The organism is Streptomyces sp. NPDC005863 (genome assembly GCF_042871345.1).
Lineage (GTDB): Bacteria > Actinomycetota > Actinomycetes > Streptomycetales > Streptomycetaceae > Streptomyces.
This window is the reverse complement of sequence record NZ_JBIAII010000003.1, coordinates 495,932-514,565: the sequence shown is the minus strand read 5'-3', so window position 1 is coordinate 514,565 and position 18,634 is coordinate 495,932. Positions and strand designations below refer to the sequence as shown.

The 18,634-nt window shown below is 71.6% G+C and carries 18 protein-coding genes and 1 tRNA gene; 12 read left to right on the top strand and 7 right to left on the bottom strand.

The window, feature by feature from the left end; all coding sequences use genetic code 11:
* Nucleotides 1-336 precede the first annotated feature (336 nt).
* The 6 genes from ACFYO9_RS14655 (at nt 337) to ACFYO9_RS14630 (ending at nt 4,951) form a co-directional block, all read left to right on the top strand.
* The gene (locus ACFYO9_RS14655; RefSeq protein WP_355808804.1) at nt 337-768 is read left to right on the top strand and encodes a DUF3052 domain-containing protein; all 432 of its coding nucleotides are present in this window, start codon (nt 337-339) and stop codon (nt 766-768) included.
* Nucleotides 769-959: 191 nt separating this feature from the next.
* Nucleotides 960-1,427 carry a peroxiredoxin gene (locus tag ACFYO9_RS14650; protein WP_358773171.1) on the top strand — a complete coding sequence of 156 codons (468 nt, stop codon included), beginning with the start codon at nt 960-962 and terminating at the stop codon, nt 1,425-1,427.
* A gap of 113 nt (nt 1,428-1,540) precedes the next feature.
* Nucleotides 1,541-2,116: a TerD family protein gene (locus ACFYO9_RS14645; protein WP_062781869.1), complete on the top strand. Its 576-nt coding sequence runs from the start codon at nt 1,541-1,543 to the stop codon at nt 2,114-2,116.
* A 151-nt stretch (nt 2,117-2,267) separates the two neighbouring features.
* Entirely contained in the window at nt 2,268-2,843 is a 576-nt protein-coding gene (locus ACFYO9_RS14640) for a TerD family protein (protein ID WP_358704938.1), read from the top strand.
* Nucleotides 2,844-2,907: 64 nt separating this feature from the next.
* Nucleotides 2,908-4,053: a DUF475 domain-containing protein gene (locus tag ACFYO9_RS14635; RefSeq protein ID WP_355808814.1), complete on the top strand. Its 1,146-nt coding sequence runs from the start codon at nt 2,908-2,910 to the stop codon at nt 4,051-4,053.
* A gap of 157 nt (nt 4,054-4,210) precedes the next feature.
* A complete protein-coding gene (locus ACFYO9_RS14630; protein WP_355808817.1) occupies nt 4,211-4,951 on the top strand; it encodes a Tellurium resistance in 741 nt (246 codons plus the stop codon).
* A gap of 42 nt (nt 4,952-4,993) precedes the next feature.
* Here ACFYO9_RS14630 and ACFYO9_RS14625 read toward each other — a convergent pair whose 3' ends face one another.
* Nucleotides 4,994-5,869 (bottom strand): TerD family protein, encoded by an 876-nt coding sequence (locus tag ACFYO9_RS14625; RefSeq protein WP_358773169.1) that lies wholly within the window; start codon nt 5,867-5,869, stop codon nt 4,994-4,996.
* A gap of 244 nt (nt 5,870-6,113) precedes the next feature.
* On the opposite strand from ACFYO9_RS14625, the gene ACFYO9_RS14620 reads away from it, so the two are divergent.
* From ACFYO9_RS14620 to ACFYO9_RS14605, 4 genes are all read left to right on the top strand, one after another.
* Nucleotides 6,114-7,298, top strand: coding sequence for an HpcH/HpaI aldolase/citrate lyase family protein (locus tag ACFYO9_RS14620; RefSeq protein ID WP_358773167.1), 1,185 nt, complete (start codon nt 6,114-6,116; stop codon nt 7,296-7,298).
* Between the two features lie 117 nt (nt 7,299-7,415).
* Nucleotides 7,416-9,872, top strand: coding sequence for a phosphoribosyltransferase (locus tag ACFYO9_RS14615; RefSeq protein WP_358773166.1), 2,457 nt, complete (start codon nt 7,416-7,418; stop codon nt 9,870-9,872).
* Entirely contained in the window at nt 9,869-10,738 is an 870-nt protein-coding gene (locus ACFYO9_RS14610) for an HAD family hydrolase (protein ID WP_358773164.1), read from the top strand. The genes ACFYO9_RS14615 and ACFYO9_RS14610 overlap by 4 nt, the downstream gene beginning before the upstream one ends.
* Nucleotides 10,687-10,911 (top strand): zinc ribbon domain-containing protein, encoded by a 225-nt coding sequence (locus tag ACFYO9_RS14605; protein ID WP_355808830.1) that lies wholly within the window; start codon nt 10,687-10,689, stop codon nt 10,909-10,911. The genes ACFYO9_RS14610 and ACFYO9_RS14605 overlap by 52 nt, the downstream gene beginning before the upstream one ends.
* A 56-nt stretch (nt 10,912-10,967) precedes the next feature.
* On the opposite strand, the gene ACFYO9_RS14600 is transcribed toward ACFYO9_RS14605, so the two are convergent.
* The 5 genes from ACFYO9_RS14600 to ACFYO9_RS14580 form a co-directional block, all read right to left on the bottom strand.
* The gene (locus tag ACFYO9_RS14600) at nt 10,968-12,068 is read right to left on the bottom strand and encodes a MerR family transcriptional regulator (RefSeq protein ID WP_358773162.1); all 1,101 of its coding nucleotides are present in this window, start codon (nt 12,066-12,068) and stop codon (nt 10,968-10,970) included.
* Between the two features lie 124 nt (nt 12,069-12,192).
* Nucleotides 12,193-13,182: a sugar kinase gene (locus tag ACFYO9_RS14595; protein WP_358773160.1), complete on the bottom strand. Its 990-nt coding sequence runs from the start codon at nt 13,180-13,182 to the stop codon at nt 12,193-12,195.
* On the bottom strand, nt 13,179-13,886 hold the full coding sequence (locus ACFYO9_RS14590; protein ID WP_358773158.1) for a bifunctional 4-hydroxy-2-oxoglutarate aldolase/2-dehydro-3-deoxy-phosphogluconate aldolase: 708 nt from the start codon (nt 13,884-13,886) through the stop codon (nt 13,179-13,181). Before ACFYO9_RS14590 ends, ACFYO9_RS14595 begins: the two co-directional genes overlap by 4 nt.
* A gap of 241 nt (nt 13,887-14,127) precedes the next feature.
* Nucleotides 14,128-15,480 (bottom strand): hypothetical protein, encoded by a 1,353-nt coding sequence (locus ACFYO9_RS14585; protein WP_358773330.1) that lies wholly within the window; start codon nt 15,478-15,480, stop codon nt 14,128-14,130.
* 308 nt (nt 15,481-15,788) lie between these two features.
* Nucleotides 15,789-16,652, bottom strand: a complete 864-nt coding sequence (locus ACFYO9_RS14580; protein WP_358773157.1) for a DUF4097 family beta strand repeat-containing protein — start codon at nt 16,650-16,652, stop codon at nt 15,789-15,791.
* Between the two features lie 230 nt (nt 16,653-16,882).
* On the opposite strand from ACFYO9_RS14580, the gene ACFYO9_RS14575 reads away from it, so the two are divergent.
* A tRNA-Val gene (locus tag ACFYO9_RS14575) sits at nt 16,883-16,954 on the top strand.
* Between the two features lie 403 nt (nt 16,955-17,357).
* Here ACFYO9_RS14575 and ACFYO9_RS14570 read toward each other — a convergent pair.
* Complete coding sequence (locus ACFYO9_RS14570) at nt 17,358-17,786, bottom strand: DUF6233 domain-containing protein (RefSeq protein ID WP_358773155.1); 429 nt, start codon at nt 17,784-17,786, stop codon at nt 17,358-17,360.
* Between the two features lie 29 nt (nt 17,787-17,815).
* Between ACFYO9_RS14570 and ACFYO9_RS14565 the strand changes: the two genes are divergently transcribed.
* Nucleotides 17,816-18,631, top strand: coding sequence for an SDR family oxidoreductase (locus ACFYO9_RS14565; protein ID WP_358773153.1), 816 nt, complete (start codon nt 17,816-17,818; stop codon nt 18,629-18,631).
* The last annotated feature ends 3 nt before the right edge of the window (nt 18,632-18,634 follow it).

The window sequence follows — 18,634 nt, the reverse complement described above, 5'->3', positions numbered from 1 at the left end:
GTTCTGCCTGGCCGTGCACCGCTCCCCATCGTGTACCTCGTGAAGGCGCACGTCATGTCTACCGATAGGTAACCGAGACGTTCATCCGGCGACCCTGGGGTAGGCTCGGCCCAAATCGCAACGATACGCCCATCCTGCCTAGCCGCTTCGCAGAGCCGTTCGGTCTCGTACGGATGTGGCGACAGTTGCGGCGACACGGTCGGGAACGTCACCGTTTCGGCGGTCTCGACGGCTGGGTACTTGCGCGATCCGTCCCGCCCGTGTGGACTACGGCCAACGCCCCGCGCACGCGCGTGGCTGACAGGCATTCCCAAAAACATGATCAGGAGGCAATCCGTGAGCGCGACCGCGGACCACGCGGAGACGAACCTGGCCGTAAGGCTTGGTTTCCAGCCCGACCAGGTGGTCCAGGAGATCGGCTACGACGACGACGTCGACCAGGAGCTCCGCGAGGCCATCGAGGAGGCCACTGGCACAGAGCTCGTCGACGAGGAGTACGACGACGTGGCTGATGCCGTGGTGCTCTGGTTCCGTGAGGACGACGGGGACCTGACTGATGCGTTGGTGGATGCCATCGCGTACATGGAGGAGGGCGGCCAGATTCTGCTGCTGACTCCGAAGACCGGTCGTGACGGGTACGTCGAGCCGAGCGAGATCGGCGAAGCGGCCACCACCGCCGGCCTGTCCCAGACGAAGAGCACGAACGCCGGCAAGGACTGGAGCGGCACTCGCCTGGTCACGCCGAAGGCGGCCGCCAAGAAGCGCTAGGCCGCGGGCCGAGAGAGCGCCGGGCCCGCACGGCCCATGAGCGGCACTGAGCCGGAGAACGATCGTGAGGCCCCCACCGACCGGTGTCGGCGGGGGCCTCACGCGTGCGCGGGGGCGGAGATCGCCGGACGTAGGGTGTATGTCACCCGATCGGCCCCACCCGAGGGGCCCCGTCGAAGGGATGCGTAGTCATGGCGCTCGCTGGAATCGCGACCGGCACCAAGGCCCCGGAATTCGAGCTCAAGGACAACCACGGCCGGACCGTGCGGCTCGCCGACTTCCGCGGCGAGAAGAACGTGGTGCTGCTCTTCTACCCGTTCGCGTTCACCGGCGTCTGCACCGGCGAGCTGTGCGCGCTCCGCGACGAGCTGCCGACATTCGTCAACGACGACACCCAGCTGCTCGCCGTCTCCAACGACTCCATCCACACGCTGCGCGTCTTCGCCGAGCAGGAGGGCCTCGAGTACCCGCTGGTCTCCGACTTCTGGCCGCACGGCGAGGTCAGCCGCGCCTACGGCGTCTTCGACGAGGAGAAGGGCTGCGCGGTGCGCGGGACCTTCATCATCGACAAGGAGGGCGTGGTGCGCTGGAGTGTCGTCAACGACCTGCCCGACGCGCGTGACCTGAGCGAGTACGTCACCGCGCTCGAAACGCTCTGAGCGAACTTCGATTCCGCGCGCGGCCGGGAACCGGTCACTAGGATCCAGACGTTGATCCGATGGCAACGCAACGCTTGGGGCTCCCCGCCCCTGGACACCAATTGGGAGGACTCGTGGGAGTCAGCCTCAGCAAGGGCGGCAACGTATCGCTGAGCAAGGAGGCACCCGGCCTGACCGCTGTTCTGGTCGGCCTGGGCTGGGACGTCCGCACCACCACCGGTACGGACTTCGACCTCGACGCCAGCGCGATCCTGACGAACGCGGAGGGCAAGGTCAGCAGTGACCAGAACTTCGTCTTCTTCAACAACCTGAAGAGCCCCGACGGTTCCGTCGAGCACACCGGTGACAACACCACCGGTGAGGGCGAGGGCGACGACGAGGCGATCAAGGTCGACCTGGCCGCGGTCCCCGCCGACGTGGAGAAGATCGTTTTCCCGGTCTCCATCTACGACGCCGAGACCCGCCAGCAGTCCTTCGGCCAGGTGCGCAACGCGTTCATCCGCGTCGTGAACCAGGCGGGCGGCGCCGAGATCGCGCGGTACGACCTCTCCGAGGACGCCTCGACGGAGACCGCGATGGTCTTCGGCGAGCTGTACCGCCACGGCGCCGAGTGGAAGTTCCGCGCGGTCGGCCAGGGTTACGCCTCGGGCCTGCGCGGCATCGCGCAGGACTTCGGCGTCAACGTCTGAGCCGAGCGCATCCCGCTCTCCGTCCGGCGCCGCACCCACACGAGTGCGGCGCCGGACGCGCTCATCACCCAGGGCCCCCGCCACCGCGGGGCCCGGGGGTTTCCGGCACCCCGGAGCCCCTGCTCTCGTCACCTCGGGGAGGACCATCACCATGGGCGTCACACTCGCCAAGGGAGGCAACGTCTCCCTCTCCAAGGCCGCACCCAACCTCACCCAGGTCCTCGTCGGCCTCGGCTGGGACGCGCGCTCCACCACCGGCGCCCCCTTCGACCTCGACGCCAGCGCCTTGCTGTGCAACGCGGGCCGGGTCCTCGGCGACGAGTGGTTCGTCTTCTACAACAACCTCACCAGTCCCGACGGTTCCGTCGAGCACACCGGTGACAACCTCACGGGTGAGGGGGACGGCGACGACGAGTCGCTGCTGATCGACCTCTCCAAGGTGCCCGCCAACTGCGACAAGATCATCTTTCCCGTCTCGATCCATGAGGCGGACAACAGGGGGCAGACGTTCGGCCAGGTCAGCAACGCGTTCATCCGCGTCGTGAACCAGGCGGACGGTCAGGAGCTCGCGCGCTACGACCTCAGCGAGGACGCCTCGACGGAGACCGCGATGATCTTCGGAGAGGTGTACAGGTACGGGGGCGAGTGGAAGTTCCGTGCAGTCGGACAGGGGTACGCGTCAGGACTGCGCGGCATCGCTCTAGACTTCGGGGTCAACGTTTCGTAAAGCCGGGGACCGGCGCGGGGGAGACCGCTAAACGGGAGCCCGTACATACACGATTGGGTAGCCAGTGCTTCTGAAAACCTTCGGCTGGTCGTTCGCGGTCACCGCGATCGGCTTGGTCGCCGCGGTGCTCTACGGGGGGTGGACCGGCTTCGGCGTCGTGGCGATCCTGTCCATCCTCGAGATCTCGCTGTCCTTCGACAACGCGGTGGTCAACGCCGGGATCCTGAAGAAGATGAGTGCCTTCTGGCAGAAGATCTTCCTCACGGTCGGCGTGCTGATCGCGGTCTTCGGCATGCGGCTCGTCTTCCCGGTCGTGATCGTCGCCATCAGCGCCAAGATCGGCCCGATCGAGGCGGTCCGGCTCGCTCTCAACGAGAAGGACCACTACCAGCAGCTGGTCACCGACGCGCACCCGTCGATCGCCGCCTTCGGTGGCATGTTCCTGTTGATGATCTTCCTCGACTTCATCTTCGAGGACCGGGACATCAAGTGGCTGAACTGGCTGGAGCGTCCGCTCGCCAAGCTCGGCAAGGTCGACATGCTGTCGGTCTGCATCGCGCTCGTCGTGCTCCTGATCTCCGCGATGACCGTCGCCACCCACGCCCACCAGCACGGCGGCGCGCATGTGGACAAGGCGCAGACGGTCCTCATCTCCGGCATCGCCGGTCTGATCACGTACCTCGTGGTCGGCGGACTCTCCGGCTACTTCGAGAACAAGCTGGAGGAGGACGAGGAGCGCGAGCACGAGGAGGAGGAAGAGGCCAAGCGGACCGGCAAGAAGGTTCCCGCGGTCGTGATGGCCGGCAAGGCCGCCTTCTTCATGTTCCTCTACCTCGAGGTCCTGGACGCGTCCTTCTCCTTCGACGGCGTCATCGGCGCCTTCGCGATCACGAACGACATCGTTCTGATGGCGCTCGGCCTCGGCATCGGCGCCATGTACGTCCGGTCCCTGACCGTCTACCTGGTCCGCCAGGGCACCCTCGACGACTACGTCTACCTGGAGCACGGCGCGCACTACGCGATCGGTGCCCTCGCCGTGATCCTCCTGGTCACCATCCAGTACGAGATCCACGAGGTCATCACCGGCTCCGTGGGTGTCATCCTGATCGCCTGGTCCTTCGTCTCGTCCGTGATCCGCAACAAGCGGATGGCGGCGGCCGAGGGGCAGGGGAGCTCCGGTGAGAAGAGCGAGGTCTCGTCCGGGGTCTGACACCGGCTGATTCCCTCGCCGAGCTGTCCTGTTCCGGTTCCCGGAGTGTGACGGCGGCCAGGGTGAGGAACGCTCTGTGCGGGGCGGCCGTCGAGGAGATGTCCTCATGGCCGCCCCGTCGGTATTCGTAGTGGCACGAGGGCACTTGGGGGCGGGAATGTCCTTCTGGGACGGTCTGTGGCGTGGGCGTTCGATGGACTTCGAATCGGGCAGCGCCGCCACCAACTCCATCGAACTGACCAAACGGCACCCGACGGTCTCGCTCTCCAAGCAGGGCGCGGCCACCGGCAACCTGCGCGTCAACCTCTCCTGGCAGATGCGCACGTCCGACATCATCGGCAAGCCGAGCAGGGGCAGCGGCCTGCTGCGCCACCCCTTCAAACTCTTCCAGCCCGACGTGGTGCAGGCGCACACGCAGGGCGTGGTCAACGTCGACCTGGACATAGGCTGCCTGTACGAGCTGGTGGACGGCACCAAGGGCGTCGTCCAGCCCCTCGGCAGCTTCTTCGGGGACCTGAACGCCCCGCCGTTCGTGAAGCTCAGCGGCGACGACCGGTTCGGCTCCCCGTCCGGCGAGACGATCTACATCAACCTCGACCACCGCGAGTCCATCAAGCGGCTGCTGGTCTTCGCGTACATCTACGACCAGACGCCGGCGTTCGACCGTACGCACGCGAAGGTCACGCTCTACCCCAGCAACGGCCCGCGGATCGAGATCGACCTGGACGAGCGCCAGCCGCAGGCCCGGTCCTGCGCGGTGTTCACCGTGGAGAACGTCAAGGACGAGCTGGTCGTGCGCCGCGAGGTCAAGTTCGTCTACGGCTTCCAGGCCGAGCTCGACCGGCTGTACGGCTGGGGGCTCCAGTGGGGCCGGGGCTACAAGTCCAAGGTGGGCTGAGCGGGAGCCCCCGGTTCGGCCCCGGAGCTCCCGGCCCGGCCATCAGCGGGGCAGGAACTGCGGTCCCTGCGGGGGCAGCCGGAAGTTCGGGTCCGGCATCGGGGTCACCGGCTGCGGATAGCCGTACGACGGCTGCGCGACCGGGGCCGGCTGCACGATCGGGGTGGGCTGCGTGGGCGCCGCGGGCGGATAGCCGTACGCGGGCTGGGGCGCCGGGTGCCGGGGCGGCTCGGGCGGATAGCCGTAGGCGGGCTGCGGGGCCGAGGGCGGGGCGTGCTGGGCGGCGGACGGCTGCCCCGACGGCTGGTGCGGCATCGGCTGCTGCGGCGGCAGCGGGAAGGAGGCCGAGGGGGAGGGCTCGGGAGCGGCGGCGTCCGAGTCGTCCACGGAGATGCCGAAGTCGGAGGCGAGCCCCTCCAGGCCGTTGGAGTACCCCTCGCCGAGCGCGCGGAACTTCCACCCCTCGCCGCGGCGGTAGAGCTCCCCGCAGATCAGCGCCGTCTCCTCGCCGGTCTGCGGAGTGATGTCGAAGTAGGCGAGCGGCTCGCCGTCGGCGAGGGCGGCGTCGTACAGCAGGATCCGCAGCGCGGGCACGTGCTCGAAGGCGATGCCCTCCGCCGACGCGACGAGCAGCACCCGGTTCACCGCCGGGTCCAGGCCCGCCAGGTCCGTCTGGATCGTGTCCGTCAGGCCCTCGGCGACCCGCTTCTTGCCGAGCCGCCAGACCTGGCCCGCCGGATGGCGCGGCTGGTTGTAGAAGACGAAGTCCTCGTCCGAGCGGACCCGGCCGTCGCCGCCGAGCAGCAGCGCCGACGCGTCGACGTCGGGGACACCCTGCCCGGGGGTCCAGCGGAGCACGGCGCGGACGGCCGAGGCTTCGAGAGGGACGTTCGACCCCTTCAACATCGCGTGCGTCATGCGGTCATCCTGCCTTTCCCCGCGCGGGTGCGACAACGCGGGGGGTTTGTGGCCCCGACCGCGTCACCGGGCTCCTGACCTGCGGGTGGTGCGAGCGTGCGACGGTTGTGTGGTGAGCATGTGTGACATGGCCGGGTTACCTGAAGTTCATGCCCGCGGGGAACCCCCGGCACCCGTCTCTACGTACTATTACCGGCCACATCAAAACGGCCCACGTCGACAGACAGACGAGGCAAGGAGTCACATGCGTCATTTCGGGCACATCGCCCCTGAGGTGCGGCAGCGCCTCTTCCACCGGGAGCCGTGTGCCTTCACCGCGGACTCCCCGCCCCAGCTGCTCGCGTCCGCGCTGGGCGCCACGCTCTACAGTCCTGCCACCCGCCCCCGGCTCGCCGACGACATCATGAAACAGGCCGGACGTGGCGTGATCTCGATGGTCCTCTGCCTGGAGGACTCCATCGACGACGCCGAGGTCGCCGACGCCGAGGAGAACCTGGTCCGGCAGTTCGCCGACCTGGCCGCGCGGGACGTGGAGCCGCCGCTGCTCTTCATCCGGGTGCGCGCCGCCGAACAGATACCCGACCTGGTCCGCAGGCTCGGCACGGGCGTGCGGCTGCTCTCCGGGTTCGTGCTGCCCAAGTTCACCGAGGAGCGGGGCGTTCCGTTCCTGGAGGCGATGGTGGCCGCCGAGGCCGACCTGCCACCAGGGCTCGAAAAAACCGGTCGCCGGCTCTTCGCCATGCCCGTCCTGGAATCGCCCGAGCTGCTGCACCTGGAGAGCCGCGCGGAGACCCTCGCCGGCATCTCCCGCACCGTCGACAAGTACCGCGACCGCGTCCTCGCGCTGCGCCTCGGCGTCACCGACTTCTGCTCGGCGTACGGGCTGCGCAGACCGCCGGACATGACCGCCTACGACGTACAGATCGTCGCCGCCGTCATCGCCGACGTCGTCAACGTCCTGGGCAGGGCCGACGGCACGGGGTTCACCGTGACCGGACCGGTCTGGGAGTACTTCCGCGTCCAGGAGCGGATGTTCAAGCCGCAGCTGCGCCGCAGCCCCTTCCTGGAGGGCCGGGCCGACGAGCTGCGCCAGGCCCTCATCGAACACGACATGGACGGCCTGCTGCGCGAGATCGAACTCGACCGCGCCAACGGTCTGCAGGGCAAGACCTGCATCCACCCCTCCCACGTCCTGCCCGTGCATGCGCTCTCGGTGGTCAGCCACGAGGAGTTCAGCGACGCCGAGGACATCCTGCGCCCGGAGCGCGGCGGCGGCGGGGTCCTGCGCTCCTCGTACACGAACAAGATGAACGAGGTGAAGCCGCACCGCGCCTGGGCCGAGCGGACCCTGCGCCGCGCCGAGGTCTTCGGCGTGGCCAAGGAGGACATCGGCTTCGTGGAGTTGCTCACCGCCGGAATCCCCGGCTGATGAACCGGGATCCCCGGCTGACGAACATCGAGAAGGCACGCAAGGAGCATGACGTACGTGACTGAAGACGCGACGCCGGGGATACCGGGGATACCGGAGGCACCGGGGATACCGGGGATGCCCGAGACACGGGAGAGGCCCGTGTGGTCGGGGACCTGGGTCGCCGAGCGGCTCGGGGTCGGACTCGACGGCGATGAGGCGCTGCACGGCATGCTCGGCCTCGCGCTGCGCCGCAACCCCAAGCGGGCCCACCTCCTGGTGTCGAACGTCCTGGGCAAGCACGTGCCGCAGCGCCCGTCGGTCGTGTACGCGGCCGGGCACGGTCTCGGCGTGCGGGTGCGGGAGCTGCTCGGCGACGACGAGGCCCGGCGCGCCGTCGTCCTCGGCTACGCGGAGACCGCCACCGGCCTCGGCCACGCGGTCGCCGACGGCCTCGTCCTCGCGCCCTGCCTGCACTCCACCCGGCGCCCCGTCGAGGGCGTCGAGCGCGCGGGCGGCTTCGAGGAGTCCCACTCGCACGCCACGTCGCACCTGCTGCTGCCCGAGGACCCGCGGCTGCTCGCCGGGGACGGGCCGCTGGTCCTCGTCGACGACGAGTTCTCCACCGGCAACACGGTCCTGAACACCATTCGCGCCCTGCACGCCCGTTTCCCGCGCGAGCGGTACGTGATCGTGGCGCTGGTCGACATGCGCTCACCCGAGGACCGCGGCCGCCTCGACGCCTTCGCCCGCGAGATCGGCGCGCGCGTCGACCTCGTCGCCACGGCGTCCGGGACCGTGCGGCTGCCCTACGGTGTCCTGGCGAAGGGGCAGGCGCTGGTCGCCGAGTACGAGGGAGCCGCGGTTCCCCGGCCGCGTGCCGAGCCCGGGACCGTCGACCGGGTGGACCTCGGCTGGCCCGCGGGGGTGCCCGACGGCGGCCGGCACGGCTTCACGCCCGCACACCGGCGGGCCCTGGAGGCGGCGCTGCCCGGCATGGCGGCGAAGGTCGCGGCGGCGCTGCCGCAGGGCGCGCGGCGGGTGCTCGTCCTCGGCTTCGAGGAGCTGATGTACGCGCCGCTCGCGCTCGGCGTGGAACTGGAGCGCCGCACGGAGGCGGAGGTGCGGTTCTCCACCACGACCCGCTCGCCCGTGCTCGCCGTCGACGACCCCGGCTACGCGATCCGCACGCGCCTCACCTTCCCCGCGCACGACGCGCCCGCCGACGGCCCCGGCACGCGGTACGCGTACAACGTCGCGGGCGGCGGCTTCGACGCGGTCGTCGCGGTCGTCGACTCGGTCGCGGACACCCCTGAACTGCACGCGTCCGACGGCCTGTTGGCCCGGCTGGCCGCGCACACCGGACACGTCCTGCTGGCCGTCGTCCCCTCGTACGTCCCCGAAAGGCCCGCCATGCTGCCCGAGCCACTCCGTGGCCCCGCCTTCTCCTCGTACGCGCCCGAAGACGTCGGCTGGCTGCTCCAGGACCTCTCGGACGTGACGCTCGAAGCGCCCACGGAGGAGCGCGAGGAGGCGATCCAGAGCGGCGGCGCGCACTACGCCGAGTCGCTGCCGGTCGAGTACCAGCCGAGCGAGCGCTACCAGGAGCTGTTCCGCGCCGCCCTCGACACGTCCGCCGTCCGTATCGCCCAGGCCGTCGGCACGGTCACCGAGATCGTGCTCGCCGAGCGGTCGCCGCGCCCCGTCCTGGTGTCGCTGGCCCGCGCGGGCACGCCCGTCGGCGTCCTGATGCGCCGCTGGGCCGCCCACCGGCACGGCCTGGACCTGCCGCACTACGCGGTGTCGATCGTCCGCGGCCGCGGCATCGACGCCAACGCGCTGCGCTGGCTCGCCGCCCACCACGACCCCGCCGACGTCGTCTTCGTCGACGGCTGGACCGGCAAGGGCGCGATCACCCGTGAACTGGCCGACGCCGTCCGGGAGTTCGAGGCTTCCGGCGGTCCCGTCGGGTTCAGCGCGGAGATCGCCGTGCTCGCCGACCCCGGGTCGTGCGTGCGGACCTACGGCACCCGCGAGGACTTCCTCATCCCCTCCGCCTGCCTCAACTCGACGGTGTCCGGGCTGATTTCGCGTACGGTGCTCCGCGCCGACCTGGTCGGCAGGGACGACTTCCACGGCGCGAAGTTCTACCGCGAACTCGTCGGCTCCGATGTGTCCCGCGCCTTCGTCGACGCCGTCGCGGCCCACTTCGACGAGGCGGGCGACGCGGTGGACGCGCGGGCCAAGGAGCTCCTGTCCGCCGACCGGGCGCCGACCTGGGAGGGCTGGGCCGCCGTGGAGCGCATCAGCGAGGAGTACGGCATCCACGACGTCAACCTCGTCAAGCCGGGCGTCGGCGAGACGACCCGGGTGCTGCTGCGCCGGGTGCCGTGGAAGGTCCTGGCCCGCGCGGGCGCCGGGCCGGACCTCGACCACGTACGGCTGCTCGCCGAGCAGCGGGGCGTGCCCGTCGAGGAGGTCGCCGAACTCCCGTACACCTGCGTGGGGTTGATCCACCCCCGGTACACGCGGGGCGCGACGGGGGCGGACGGCAGGGCCGTCGCCGCTGCGGACGGGGCGGGGGTGGCCCAGTGACGCAGCTCGTCGCCAGCGACCTCGACCGCACCCTCATCTACTCCGCCGCCGCGCTCGGCCTGACCGTGCCGGACGCCGAGGCGCCGCGCCTGCTCTGCGTCGAGGTGTACGAGGGCAAGCCGCTGTCGTACGTCACCGAGACCGCCGCCGGGCTCCTCGACGAGCTGGCCCGCACCGCCCTCTTCGTGCCGACCACGACCCGCACCCGCGAACAGTACGGGCGCATCCATCTCCCGGGCCCCGCACCGCGGTTCGCGATCTGCGCCAACGGCGGGCACCTGCTCGTCGACGGCGTCAGCGACCCCGGCTGGCGGGCGGCCGTCGACCGCAGGCTCGCCGCGGAGTGCGCCTCGCTCGACGAGGTCCGCGCCCACCTGGTGCGCACCGCGGACCCGGCCTGGCTGCTCAAGGAGCGCGTCGCCGAGGACCTCTTCGCGTACCTCGTCGTCGAGCGGGCGCTGCTGCCCGCGCGGTGGGTCGAGGAACTCGCCGCGTGGACCGGGCCGCGCGGCTGGACGGTCTCGTTGCAGGGCCGCAAGCTCTACGCCGTACCGAAACCGCTCACCAAGAGCGCGGCGGTACGGGAGGTCGCGCGGCGGACCGGCGCCGAGGAGATCCTCGCCGCGGGCGACTCGCTCCTCGACGCGGACCTGCTGCTCGCCGCCGACCGCTCCTGGCGCCCGGGCCACGGCGAGCTGGCCGACACGGGCTTCACGGCGCCGGGCCTGACGGCGCTCGCGCGGCGCGGGGTCGCAGCGGGGGAGGAGATCGCCGGGGCGTTCCTCGCGGCGGGGCGTGCGGCTAGCCTGGGCGCATGCCTCGATACGAATACCGCTGCCGCTCCTGCGGCGACACCTTTGAACTGAGCCGCCCGATGGCCGAGTCGGCCGCGCCCGCGGCGTGCCCGGCCGGCCACGAGGACACGGTGAAGCTCCTGTCGACCGTGTCCGTCGCCGGCACCACCTCGGCGCCGGCCCCTGGCGGGGGCGGCGCCGGTGGGGGCGGCGGCGGTTGCTGTGGCGGGGGTTGCTGCGGCTGAGGCGGTGCGGCTGAAGGCGGTACGGGTCCGGCGGGTACGGGGCCTGCGGGTGCGGGTCAGTCCTCCATGCGGACCGGCATCAGCAGCGAGAGGGTGCTCTCGTCGTCGGGGCGGCGGATCGTGATCGGCGCCGTGGGGGCACCCAGCTCCAGAATCAGCCGGTCCCGGGCCCCGGCGCCCAGCGCGGCCAGCGCGTCCAGCAGGAACGCACGGTTCACCGCGACGCGGTCCGGGGCGTCGTCGGCGTCGGTGCAGAGGGTCACCGCGCCGCCGTCCCCCATCCTCAGCACGCTGAGGTCACCCGCTTCGGCGTCGACGGCACGGACGGGACCGGTCTCCAGGGCCCTTCGGAAGGCCGGCACGTCGAGGATCGCGCGGCGTTCGCCGGGCTCGGGCAGAAGACGTCGGTAGTCGGGGAAGTCGTGGTCGAGGCAGTGACCGGCCGCCTGCCTGTCCCCGGCCTCCAGGGTCACGCGGCCCCCCTCGACGGAGAGCCGCACGGACCCCTCGCCGTCCGAAAGGGCCCGCATGGCGTCGGCGAGCGCAGTGGGCACGATGATCTGCACTCGGCTCCCGTCGTGGCCCGTGACCGCGGCGTGCGCGACGGCCATGCGGTACCGGTCGGTGGCCACGGCGTGCAGGGTACCGCCCTCGATGTCGAACAGGACCCCGCCGAGCATCGGCAGCTCCGGGTCGGTGCTCGCCGCGAACCGGACGGAGTCCAGCGCGGCCGCCAACTCGGGTGCGGCGAGGGACAGTCGGGCAGTGACGGTGCGGAGCGAGGTCATGGCGTTCTCCCTGTGATCGGGCAGTGCGTGCTCTCTGTGGTCGAGCAGCGCTTGGAGGGTGGAGAACTCCCTGCGGGCCTCGGACAGCCCCCGTTCGAGATGGCGCAGGTGCGCCCCGAGCAGTTTCCGTACCAGATCGGTGTCCGCGCCGGACCAACTGGCCAGCACCAGCCGGGTGTCCGCCAGCGGCATCCCGGTCCGGCGCAGACCGGCGAGGAGCCGGGCCTCTTCCAGTTGCTCGGGCGCGTACCAGCGGTATCCGCTCACCGGATCCACCCAGGCCGGGACCAGCACACCGGCGCGGTCGTAGAACCGCAGGGCGCTCACGCCCAGACCGCTGTCGCGGGCCATGTCCCCAATGCTGCGCATGTCGTTCTCCACACCCGGCACTCTGGTCCCTCGACAAAGTCGAGGGTCAACCCGTCGCCGACCCCCTCGCCGTCGCCGGCGCCCTCGACGCCCCCCTCGCCATCCCTGCCGGGTGGACCTCCCGTCAGCGGACCACCGTGCCGGGACCCGCGCCCAACAGGCCCAGTTCGGCTCGTGTGGGGGCGCCCTCCCAGTCGCCGGAGGAGGCCACCGCGAACGCGCCCGTGGTGACCGCGCGGTCCAGGCGGGCCGCCACGTCCGCACCGTCGAGCAGGGCCGACAGATATCCGGCGACGAACGCGTCACCGGCCCCCACCGCGTCCACGGCCCGCACCTCGCGGGCGTGCGCGCGCAGTTCGGCGTCGGCCGTGTGGGCGACGGCGCCGTCCGCGCCGAGTTTGACCACGACTTCGCGTACGCCCTGCGCGATGAGGGACTTCTCCGGGGCGTCGGCCGGGGCGTCGGCCGGGGCCGGGTCCGGGAGGCACAGCGGGAGTTCGTCGTCGGAGGCGATGAGCACGTCGACGTACGGGATCCAGGTGCGCAGTTCGGCGGCCGCCTCCTGCGAACTCCACAGCCGGGAGCGGAAGTTGACGTCCAGGCACACCTCGGTGCCGTGCTCGCGGGCCAGCCGCAGCGCGCGGCGGCAGGCGTCGCGGGCCGAGGGGCCGAGCGCCGGGGTGATGCCGGTCAGATGCAGGACGCGCGGCGGGCGGGCGCCCGCGAAGGCGGCCTCGACCGTGTCCGCGCCGAGCCGCGAACCCGCCGAGTGCGCACGGTAGTAGTGCACCCGGGTCACCTCGGGCAGCCGCGGCTCGAAGAGGATCAGGCCGGTCGGGGCCCCGGCGTCCCGGGTCGCGGCGCTCACGTCGACGCCCTCCGCGCGCAGGGTGCGCAGGACCAGCTCACCGGCCTCGTCGTCGCCGACCGCGCCCGCCCAGCGGACGGGGTGGCCGAGGCGTGCCAGGCCGATGGCCACGTTGCTCTCGGCGCCGGCGACGGACACGTTCATCGTGCCGCCCAGCTTCAGCGGGCCGCTGCCGCGCAGGGCGACCATGGACTCGCCGAGGGTGAGGACGGGGGCGGGGGCGGGGACGGGGGTGGGGGTGCTCATCGGCGTACCGCTTGTGCGGGGGCGGCCGTTTCCGCGAGGTCGACCGCTTGTGCGGGGGCGGCCGTCTCCGCGCGTCCTGCCGTCTCCGCGACCCGTACGAACTCCGCCGCCCGGGTGCGCAGCGCGTTCAGGTCGCCGCCGTCCGCCGCGTCGCCGATCAGCGGCGAACCGACGCCCACGGCCACCGCGCCCAGCGCCAGATACTCCGCGGCGGCCACCGCGTCCACGCCGCCGACCGGGACGAACGCCGTGTCGGGGAAGGGCGCGCGCAGCGCCTTGAGGTACGCGGGGCCGCCCATCGCCGACGCCGGGAAGATCTTCAGCGCCGTCACCCCGGCCGCCTCGGCCGCGATGACGTCGGTCGGCGTCAGGACGCCCCCGAGCACCGGGAGACCGATCCGTACGGCTTCGTCGACGCCCGCGCCGAGCCCCGGCGTGACGATGAGGTTGGCGCCCGCGTCGGCGGCCCGCCGCGCGTCGTCCGCGGTGAGGACCGTGCCCGCGCCGAGCCAGGCGTCCGGACCCAGCTCGGCCCGCGCCCGGCGCAGCACGCCCAGGGCGTCGGCCCCGCTGAGGGACACCTCGACGAGCGGAACGCCGGACTCCACCAGCGTCATGACCGTGCGGAATGAGGCGTCCGGATCCGTGCCGCGCACGATGGCGACGAGGCGCCGCGTCCGGAGAGCCGTGGAAAAGTCGCGCATGCCCCCCAGATTCGCACAGTGGTTCAAGCCGGTGGGGGTGGGGGTTTCGGCCACGGGAGGGTGGACGGTACGGGCCGTCTGTCTTCTGTCGTCCGCCCCGGGGCCCGGCGGCCCGGCACGCACGGACAGCGCCTACGCGCGGGGAGCGGGTCGTCCCCGACGAGAACTCGGCGAGGGCTCGACCAGGACTCGGCCAGTGCTCGCTCGGCCGGCGGTCGGGCAGCGGTCGGCCCGGACCCCGTCAGGCCCCCTGCCCCCGCTCCTCCCGTATCCGCGCCACCACGCCCGCCACGGCCGTGCGGACCGCCTCGGTCTCGGTCAGGAAGTGCCAGTAGTCGGGGTGGCGGCCTTCCAGGGAGGCCACCGCGCGGTCCAGGCGCGCCACGGACTCGTCCAGCGGGCGGGCGTGGCGCGGCTCCGGGGTCTGGCGGCCCGCCATCGCGAGCCGCTGCGCGTCCCGGATCGCGAACCGCGTGCGCTCGATCTCCTGCTGCGGATCCTTCGCCACCGCGTTCAGCCGCTGCAGCCGGTCGCCGGCCGCCGAGACCGCCTCGTCCGTGGAGTTCAGCAGCGCGCGGACCGTGGAGAGCAGCGCGGTGGCGTCCGGCCAGCGCTGCTCGTCGCGTGCCCGCTGCGCTTCCTTCAGCTTGGCCTCGGCCTGGCGCACGCTGTCCGCCGCCTGGTCGGGGACGTGCTGAAGGTCCTGCCAGCAGGCGGCGGAGAACCGGCGCCGCAGCTCGCTGAGGACCGGCTCGACCTGCCCGCTGCGGGTGGTCAGCGCCTGGGCGCGGGTGCGCAGCGACACCAGGCGCCGGTCGATCTCGGCGGCGCGCTCGGGCAGCCGCTCGGCCTCGGTGCGCACGGCATCGGCGTCGCGAAGGACCCGGTCGGCGCGCTGCAGCGTCTCCGGTACGCCGTGCCGGCCGGCCCCCTGGTTGAGCTTGGTCAGCTCAGGGCCGAGGGCGGCGAGCCGGGCGGCGAGGTCGTCGGCCTTGAGCCCGGCCGCCCGTACGGAGTCGAGGGCGTTGCTCGCGGCGAGCAGGGTCTGGCGGGCCCGCTCCACGGCCGGGGCGAGCCGCGCCAGCTGGGTCTCGGCCTTGTCGAGCAGCGGGCCGAGGCCCTGCCGGAACCGCTCGAGTTCCTGCTGGACCCGGCCCAGCTCGTCCTTGGCCGCGGTGAGCTCGGTCTTCGCGCGGGCGGCGACGGAGGAGTCCAGGTCGTCCCGGTCGAGGTCGTGGGCGTCGACGGCGCTGATGTACTGGTGGCTGACCTCGTCGATACGGCGCCCGAGCGCCTCGAAGTCCGCGACGGTGCGCTGCGCGGCGGGCGAGGAGTCGACGGCGACGATGGTCTCGACGGAGATGCGCAGGTCGCGCTGGGCGGTGTCCAGTTCGTAGAAGGCGGCGGCAGCGGCGTCCTTGGCGGCCTGCGCCTCGGCGCGCAGGCTCTCGCCGCGCCCGCCGAACCAGCGCCGCGTGCCGCCCCCGGCGAAGGCGGCGGGGACGGTGGCGGCGAGCAGTGGCAGGGAGAGGGTGACGGCGGTGACGAGGGTGAGGAGGTCGCGGAGGGGCCCACGCTCGTGGCGGCGCGTGATTCCGCTGCCGCTTGTGCGGCTCCGACGGCTCGTGCGGCTCCGACGGCTGCTGCCGCTCCGACTGGTCCCGCCGCTCCGACTGCGCGGCCGGCCCTGGTCCGTACCCCCTGCCACAGCCCGCGCGGCGGCTCCCGCCCCTACCTCTGTCCCGTTACCTGCCTCTGCCTCTGCCTCTGTTTCTGTCCCTGTCTGAGGTCGGTCCGGCGTGTACGGCTGCGAAGGTGTCGCCGTCACTATCCCTCTCCCGTGCTGTGCGCCCTGCCCGGTGTCACATTCTCCCACCGGTTGAGGACGAATACACGGGCCGGTCAGTTCGCGGTGTGCACCTTGACGCTGCCGTCGGCGCTGCGGACGTTCACGCGGTGGGGGCTGTGGTCGTCGCGGGGGACCGAGACGTCGACGGAGCCGTCGTGGCTCTCGGTCCGCACGTCGTACGCGACCTGGGTCCCGCCCTTCCTGCCGGGCACCGCTATGTCGACGGAGCCGTCCTTGCTGTGCGCGTCGATCCGGTCGGGCACGGTGACCAGCTCCAGGTGGACGGAGCCGTCCTTGGAGTCGACGGCCACCTTTCGCGAGCGGACGCCGTCGGCGCGGATGGACCCGTCGGAGCTGCGCAGGTCGAGCGGTCCTTCGGCACCCTTGACGGAGATGGAACCGTCGGAGCTGTGCAGGTCGAGGGGCCCGCCGGCGTCCTTGACGCTGACCGAGCCGTCCTTCGTACGTACCTTCAGCGCTTCCCGGAACCCGGCCGCGGTGACCTGGCCGTCCTGGCTCTCGACGGTCACGGTGACGCCGCGGGGCACCTCGACGCGGTGCCTGGCCGAGCAGTCGGTGATGAGCCCGGAGCAGTTCATGTCGAGCGTGAGCCGGTTCCCGTCCATCTTCCAGGTGACCGTGGGGTCACCGCCGAGCACGGTCTTGCCCTTGAACCACCGGGTCACCCGCACGCCCTTGGCGTCACCGTCGGCCGGGACGAGTTCCAGCGCGGAGTCGTTGGAGTCGACGGTCAGGGTCTTCCCCGACAGGGCGAAGGTCCGGTGCTCCGGGTCGGTGTCCTCCCCGGCGTCGGCACCGCACGCCCCGGCGAGCAGCGCGACGACGACCACCCCACCCGTGGCGACGAGGACACGCGCCGGGCGGGGCGTGCGTGGGCGGCGGGTGCGGATGGTCATGACGGCTCCCCCTGGCTGTGATCTTGTGCGTCTCCGTCAGAGCGTACGGAGTCGCTCCGAGGGGGAGGATCCGGACGGCCACCGGATCGGGGGTGGGGTTAACCCCCGAAGGGGCCCGACTCTTCCGGCCAGCCCGGCTCTCCCGGCTTGGGACGGGCTCGGGACTGGCTCGGCCCGGATCGGGTTTGCGGGGCACTGCCTGCGGCAAGGTAGGCTGTCGACTCGTTCCCGGGCGCGTAGCTCAGGGGTAGAGCGCCTCCCTTACAAGGAGGATGTCGGCGGTTCGAAACCGTCCGCGCCCACCGGGTATGAACGTCAGCGGAGCCCCTTGCCGAGATCGGTAAGGGGCTCCGCTGCGATCGTTTAGGAGTCTTTGAGGAGATCAACCCTCCGGTAGATCTCCCGCGCCAATCGCCCAAGCCGAGTGCGCCGGCGAGGATCTGCCCACGCGCCGTCACTCGTCGGCCGCTCGTGCGGGAGGGCGGGTGGACGGCTGTCGAGGAGCTCGCCATATGACCAGGGTGCCGTCGGTCATCCGCCGCGGCATGTCGATCTCGCGTCCGGGCATCCGTGCGGTGAGCGCTGGGAGGCTGCCGTGATCATCGCCCTGTACGGAGGGACTGCCTACAAGGACATGCCGCTTTGGGGTTGGCTCGTGGTCATCGCCGCGTTCGCCGTGGTCCTCTTCACCATGGCCAGGCGGCGTTAGTCGAGCACGCCAAGTGGGGTGTCAGGTCGGCAGTGCGCACACGCCGCGGCCCGGCACGCGGCCGACACCTGCCGCGCTTGGTCGGCGGTGGCGCCGCGGGTGTGCTTGACCGCCATGTGGCAGCCGCTGCGGCGCCGGTTGGCCCGAGGGCCTATGCGTGGTCGACCAGTGGCTGAGGGGAATGATCGGCAGCCCGCCGCGAATACCGGACTCGATGGTCGGCCGGTGACGCTCAACGCGGTGAAGTTCGACGAGTCCTGCTGATCAGTCCTGAACCGGTCCAGGCGGGCGTGCGTGGTGTGAGCAGGTCGGACCGCCCCAGGCAAGGGGGTTCTCCGAGTACCTGGATCACCAGGGACTCCCGGACGTCCCGGGCGCCTGTCAGCCTGTCGATTCGGAAGCGCCGACAACGCATCTCGGCACATTCTTCCGCGACAGAAGGGGACGGAGACCAATGGCGGGCCAGCAATTCACGTCGCACACAGAGCTTTTCGATCTGAGGGGCAAGTACGCCCTTGTCACCGGCGGCACCAGAGGAATCGGGATGATGATCGCGCGCGGTCTTCTCCAGGCGGGCGCCCGTGTCGTCATCAGCTCACGCAACGAGGACGCGTGCGCGCAGGCGCAAGATCTGCTGTCCGAATTCGGCGACGTCCGAGCAATTCCCGCCGACCTGTCCAAGCGCGACGAGTGCCGGCGCCTCGCCGATCTCGTCGAGGCCGACTCGGAGCGCCTGGACATCCTCGTCAACAACGCGGGAGCGATGTGGCGCGAGCCGCTGGCGACGTTCCCGGACGAGGCCTGGGACACCGTGATCGACCTCAACCTCAAGTCGCCGTTCTGGCTGGTGCAGGCCCTGCTCCCCGCACTGCGCCGGGCGGGCACCACCGACGATCCCGCGCGGATCATCAACATCGGGAGTATCGCCGCCATCCACGTCGCCCAGGCGCCCAACTACTCGTACGCCAGCAGCAAGGCGGCACTCCATCAACTCACCAGAGTGCTGGCCAGGGAGCTGGGCCCGCAGCACGTCACGGTGAACGCGGTGGCGCCGGGCGTGTTTCCGTCGCGGATGATGACGGCCACGATCGACGCCGTCGGCGACACGATCGCGGCGGCGACCCCGCTGCGCCGGCTCGGCCGGGACGACGACATGGCGGGTACCGCCGTGTTTCTCGCCAGCCGGGCCGGGGCCTACCTCACGGGTGCCGTCATCCCGGTGGACGGCGGCACCGCGACGACCGCGACGGGCACCCCGCAGCTCGCGTGACGG

Coding starts and splice junctions, on each gene's coding strand:
- ACFYO9_RS14650 (WP_358773171.1), top strand. CDS start 960: ATGGCGCTCGCTGGAATCGCGACCGGCACCAAGGCCCCGGAATTCGAG.
- ACFYO9_RS14565 (WP_358773153.1), top strand. CDS start 17,816: ATGGCGGGCCAGCAATTCACGTCGCACACAGAGCTTTTCGATCTGAGG.
- ACFYO9_RS14640 (WP_358704938.1), top strand. CDS start 2,268: ATGGGCGTCACACTCGCCAAGGGAGGCAACGTCTCCCTCTCCAAGGCC.
- ACFYO9_RS14630 (WP_355808817.1), top strand. CDS start 4,211: ATGTCCTTCTGGGACGGTCTGTGGCGTGGGCGTTCGATGGACTTCGAA.
- ACFYO9_RS14600 (WP_358773162.1), bottom strand. CDS start 12,068: ATGCGCAGCATTGGGGACATGGCCCGCGACAGCGGTCTGGGCGTGAGC.
- ACFYO9_RS14595 (WP_358773160.1), bottom strand. CDS start 13,182: ATGAGCACCCCCACCCCCGTCCCCGCCCCCGCCCCCGTCCTCACCCTC.
- ACFYO9_RS14580 (WP_358773157.1), bottom strand. CDS start 16,652: ATGACCATCCGCACCCGCCGCCCACGCACGCCCCGCCCGGCGCGTGTC.
- ACFYO9_RS14570 (WP_358773155.1), bottom strand. CDS start 17,786: ATGTGCCGAGATGCGTTGTCGGCGCTTCCGAATCGACAGGCTGACAGG.
- ACFYO9_RS14590 (WP_358773158.1), bottom strand. CDS start 13,886: ATGCGCGACTTTTCCACGGCTCTCCGGACGCGGCGCCTCGTCGCCATC.
- ACFYO9_RS14625 (WP_358773169.1), bottom strand. CDS start 5,869: ATGACGCACGCGATGTTGAAGGGGTCGAACGTCCCTCTCGAAGCCTCG.
- ACFYO9_RS14620 (WP_358773167.1), top strand. CDS start 6,114: ATGCGTCATTTCGGGCACATCGCCCCTGAGGTGCGGCAGCGCCTCTTC.
- ACFYO9_RS14615 (WP_358773166.1), top strand. CDS start 7,416: ATGCCCGAGACACGGGAGAGGCCCGTGTGGTCGGGGACCTGGGTCGCC.
- ACFYO9_RS14605 (WP_355808830.1), top strand. CDS start 10,687: ATGCCTCGATACGAATACCGCTGCCGCTCCTGCGGCGACACCTTTGAA.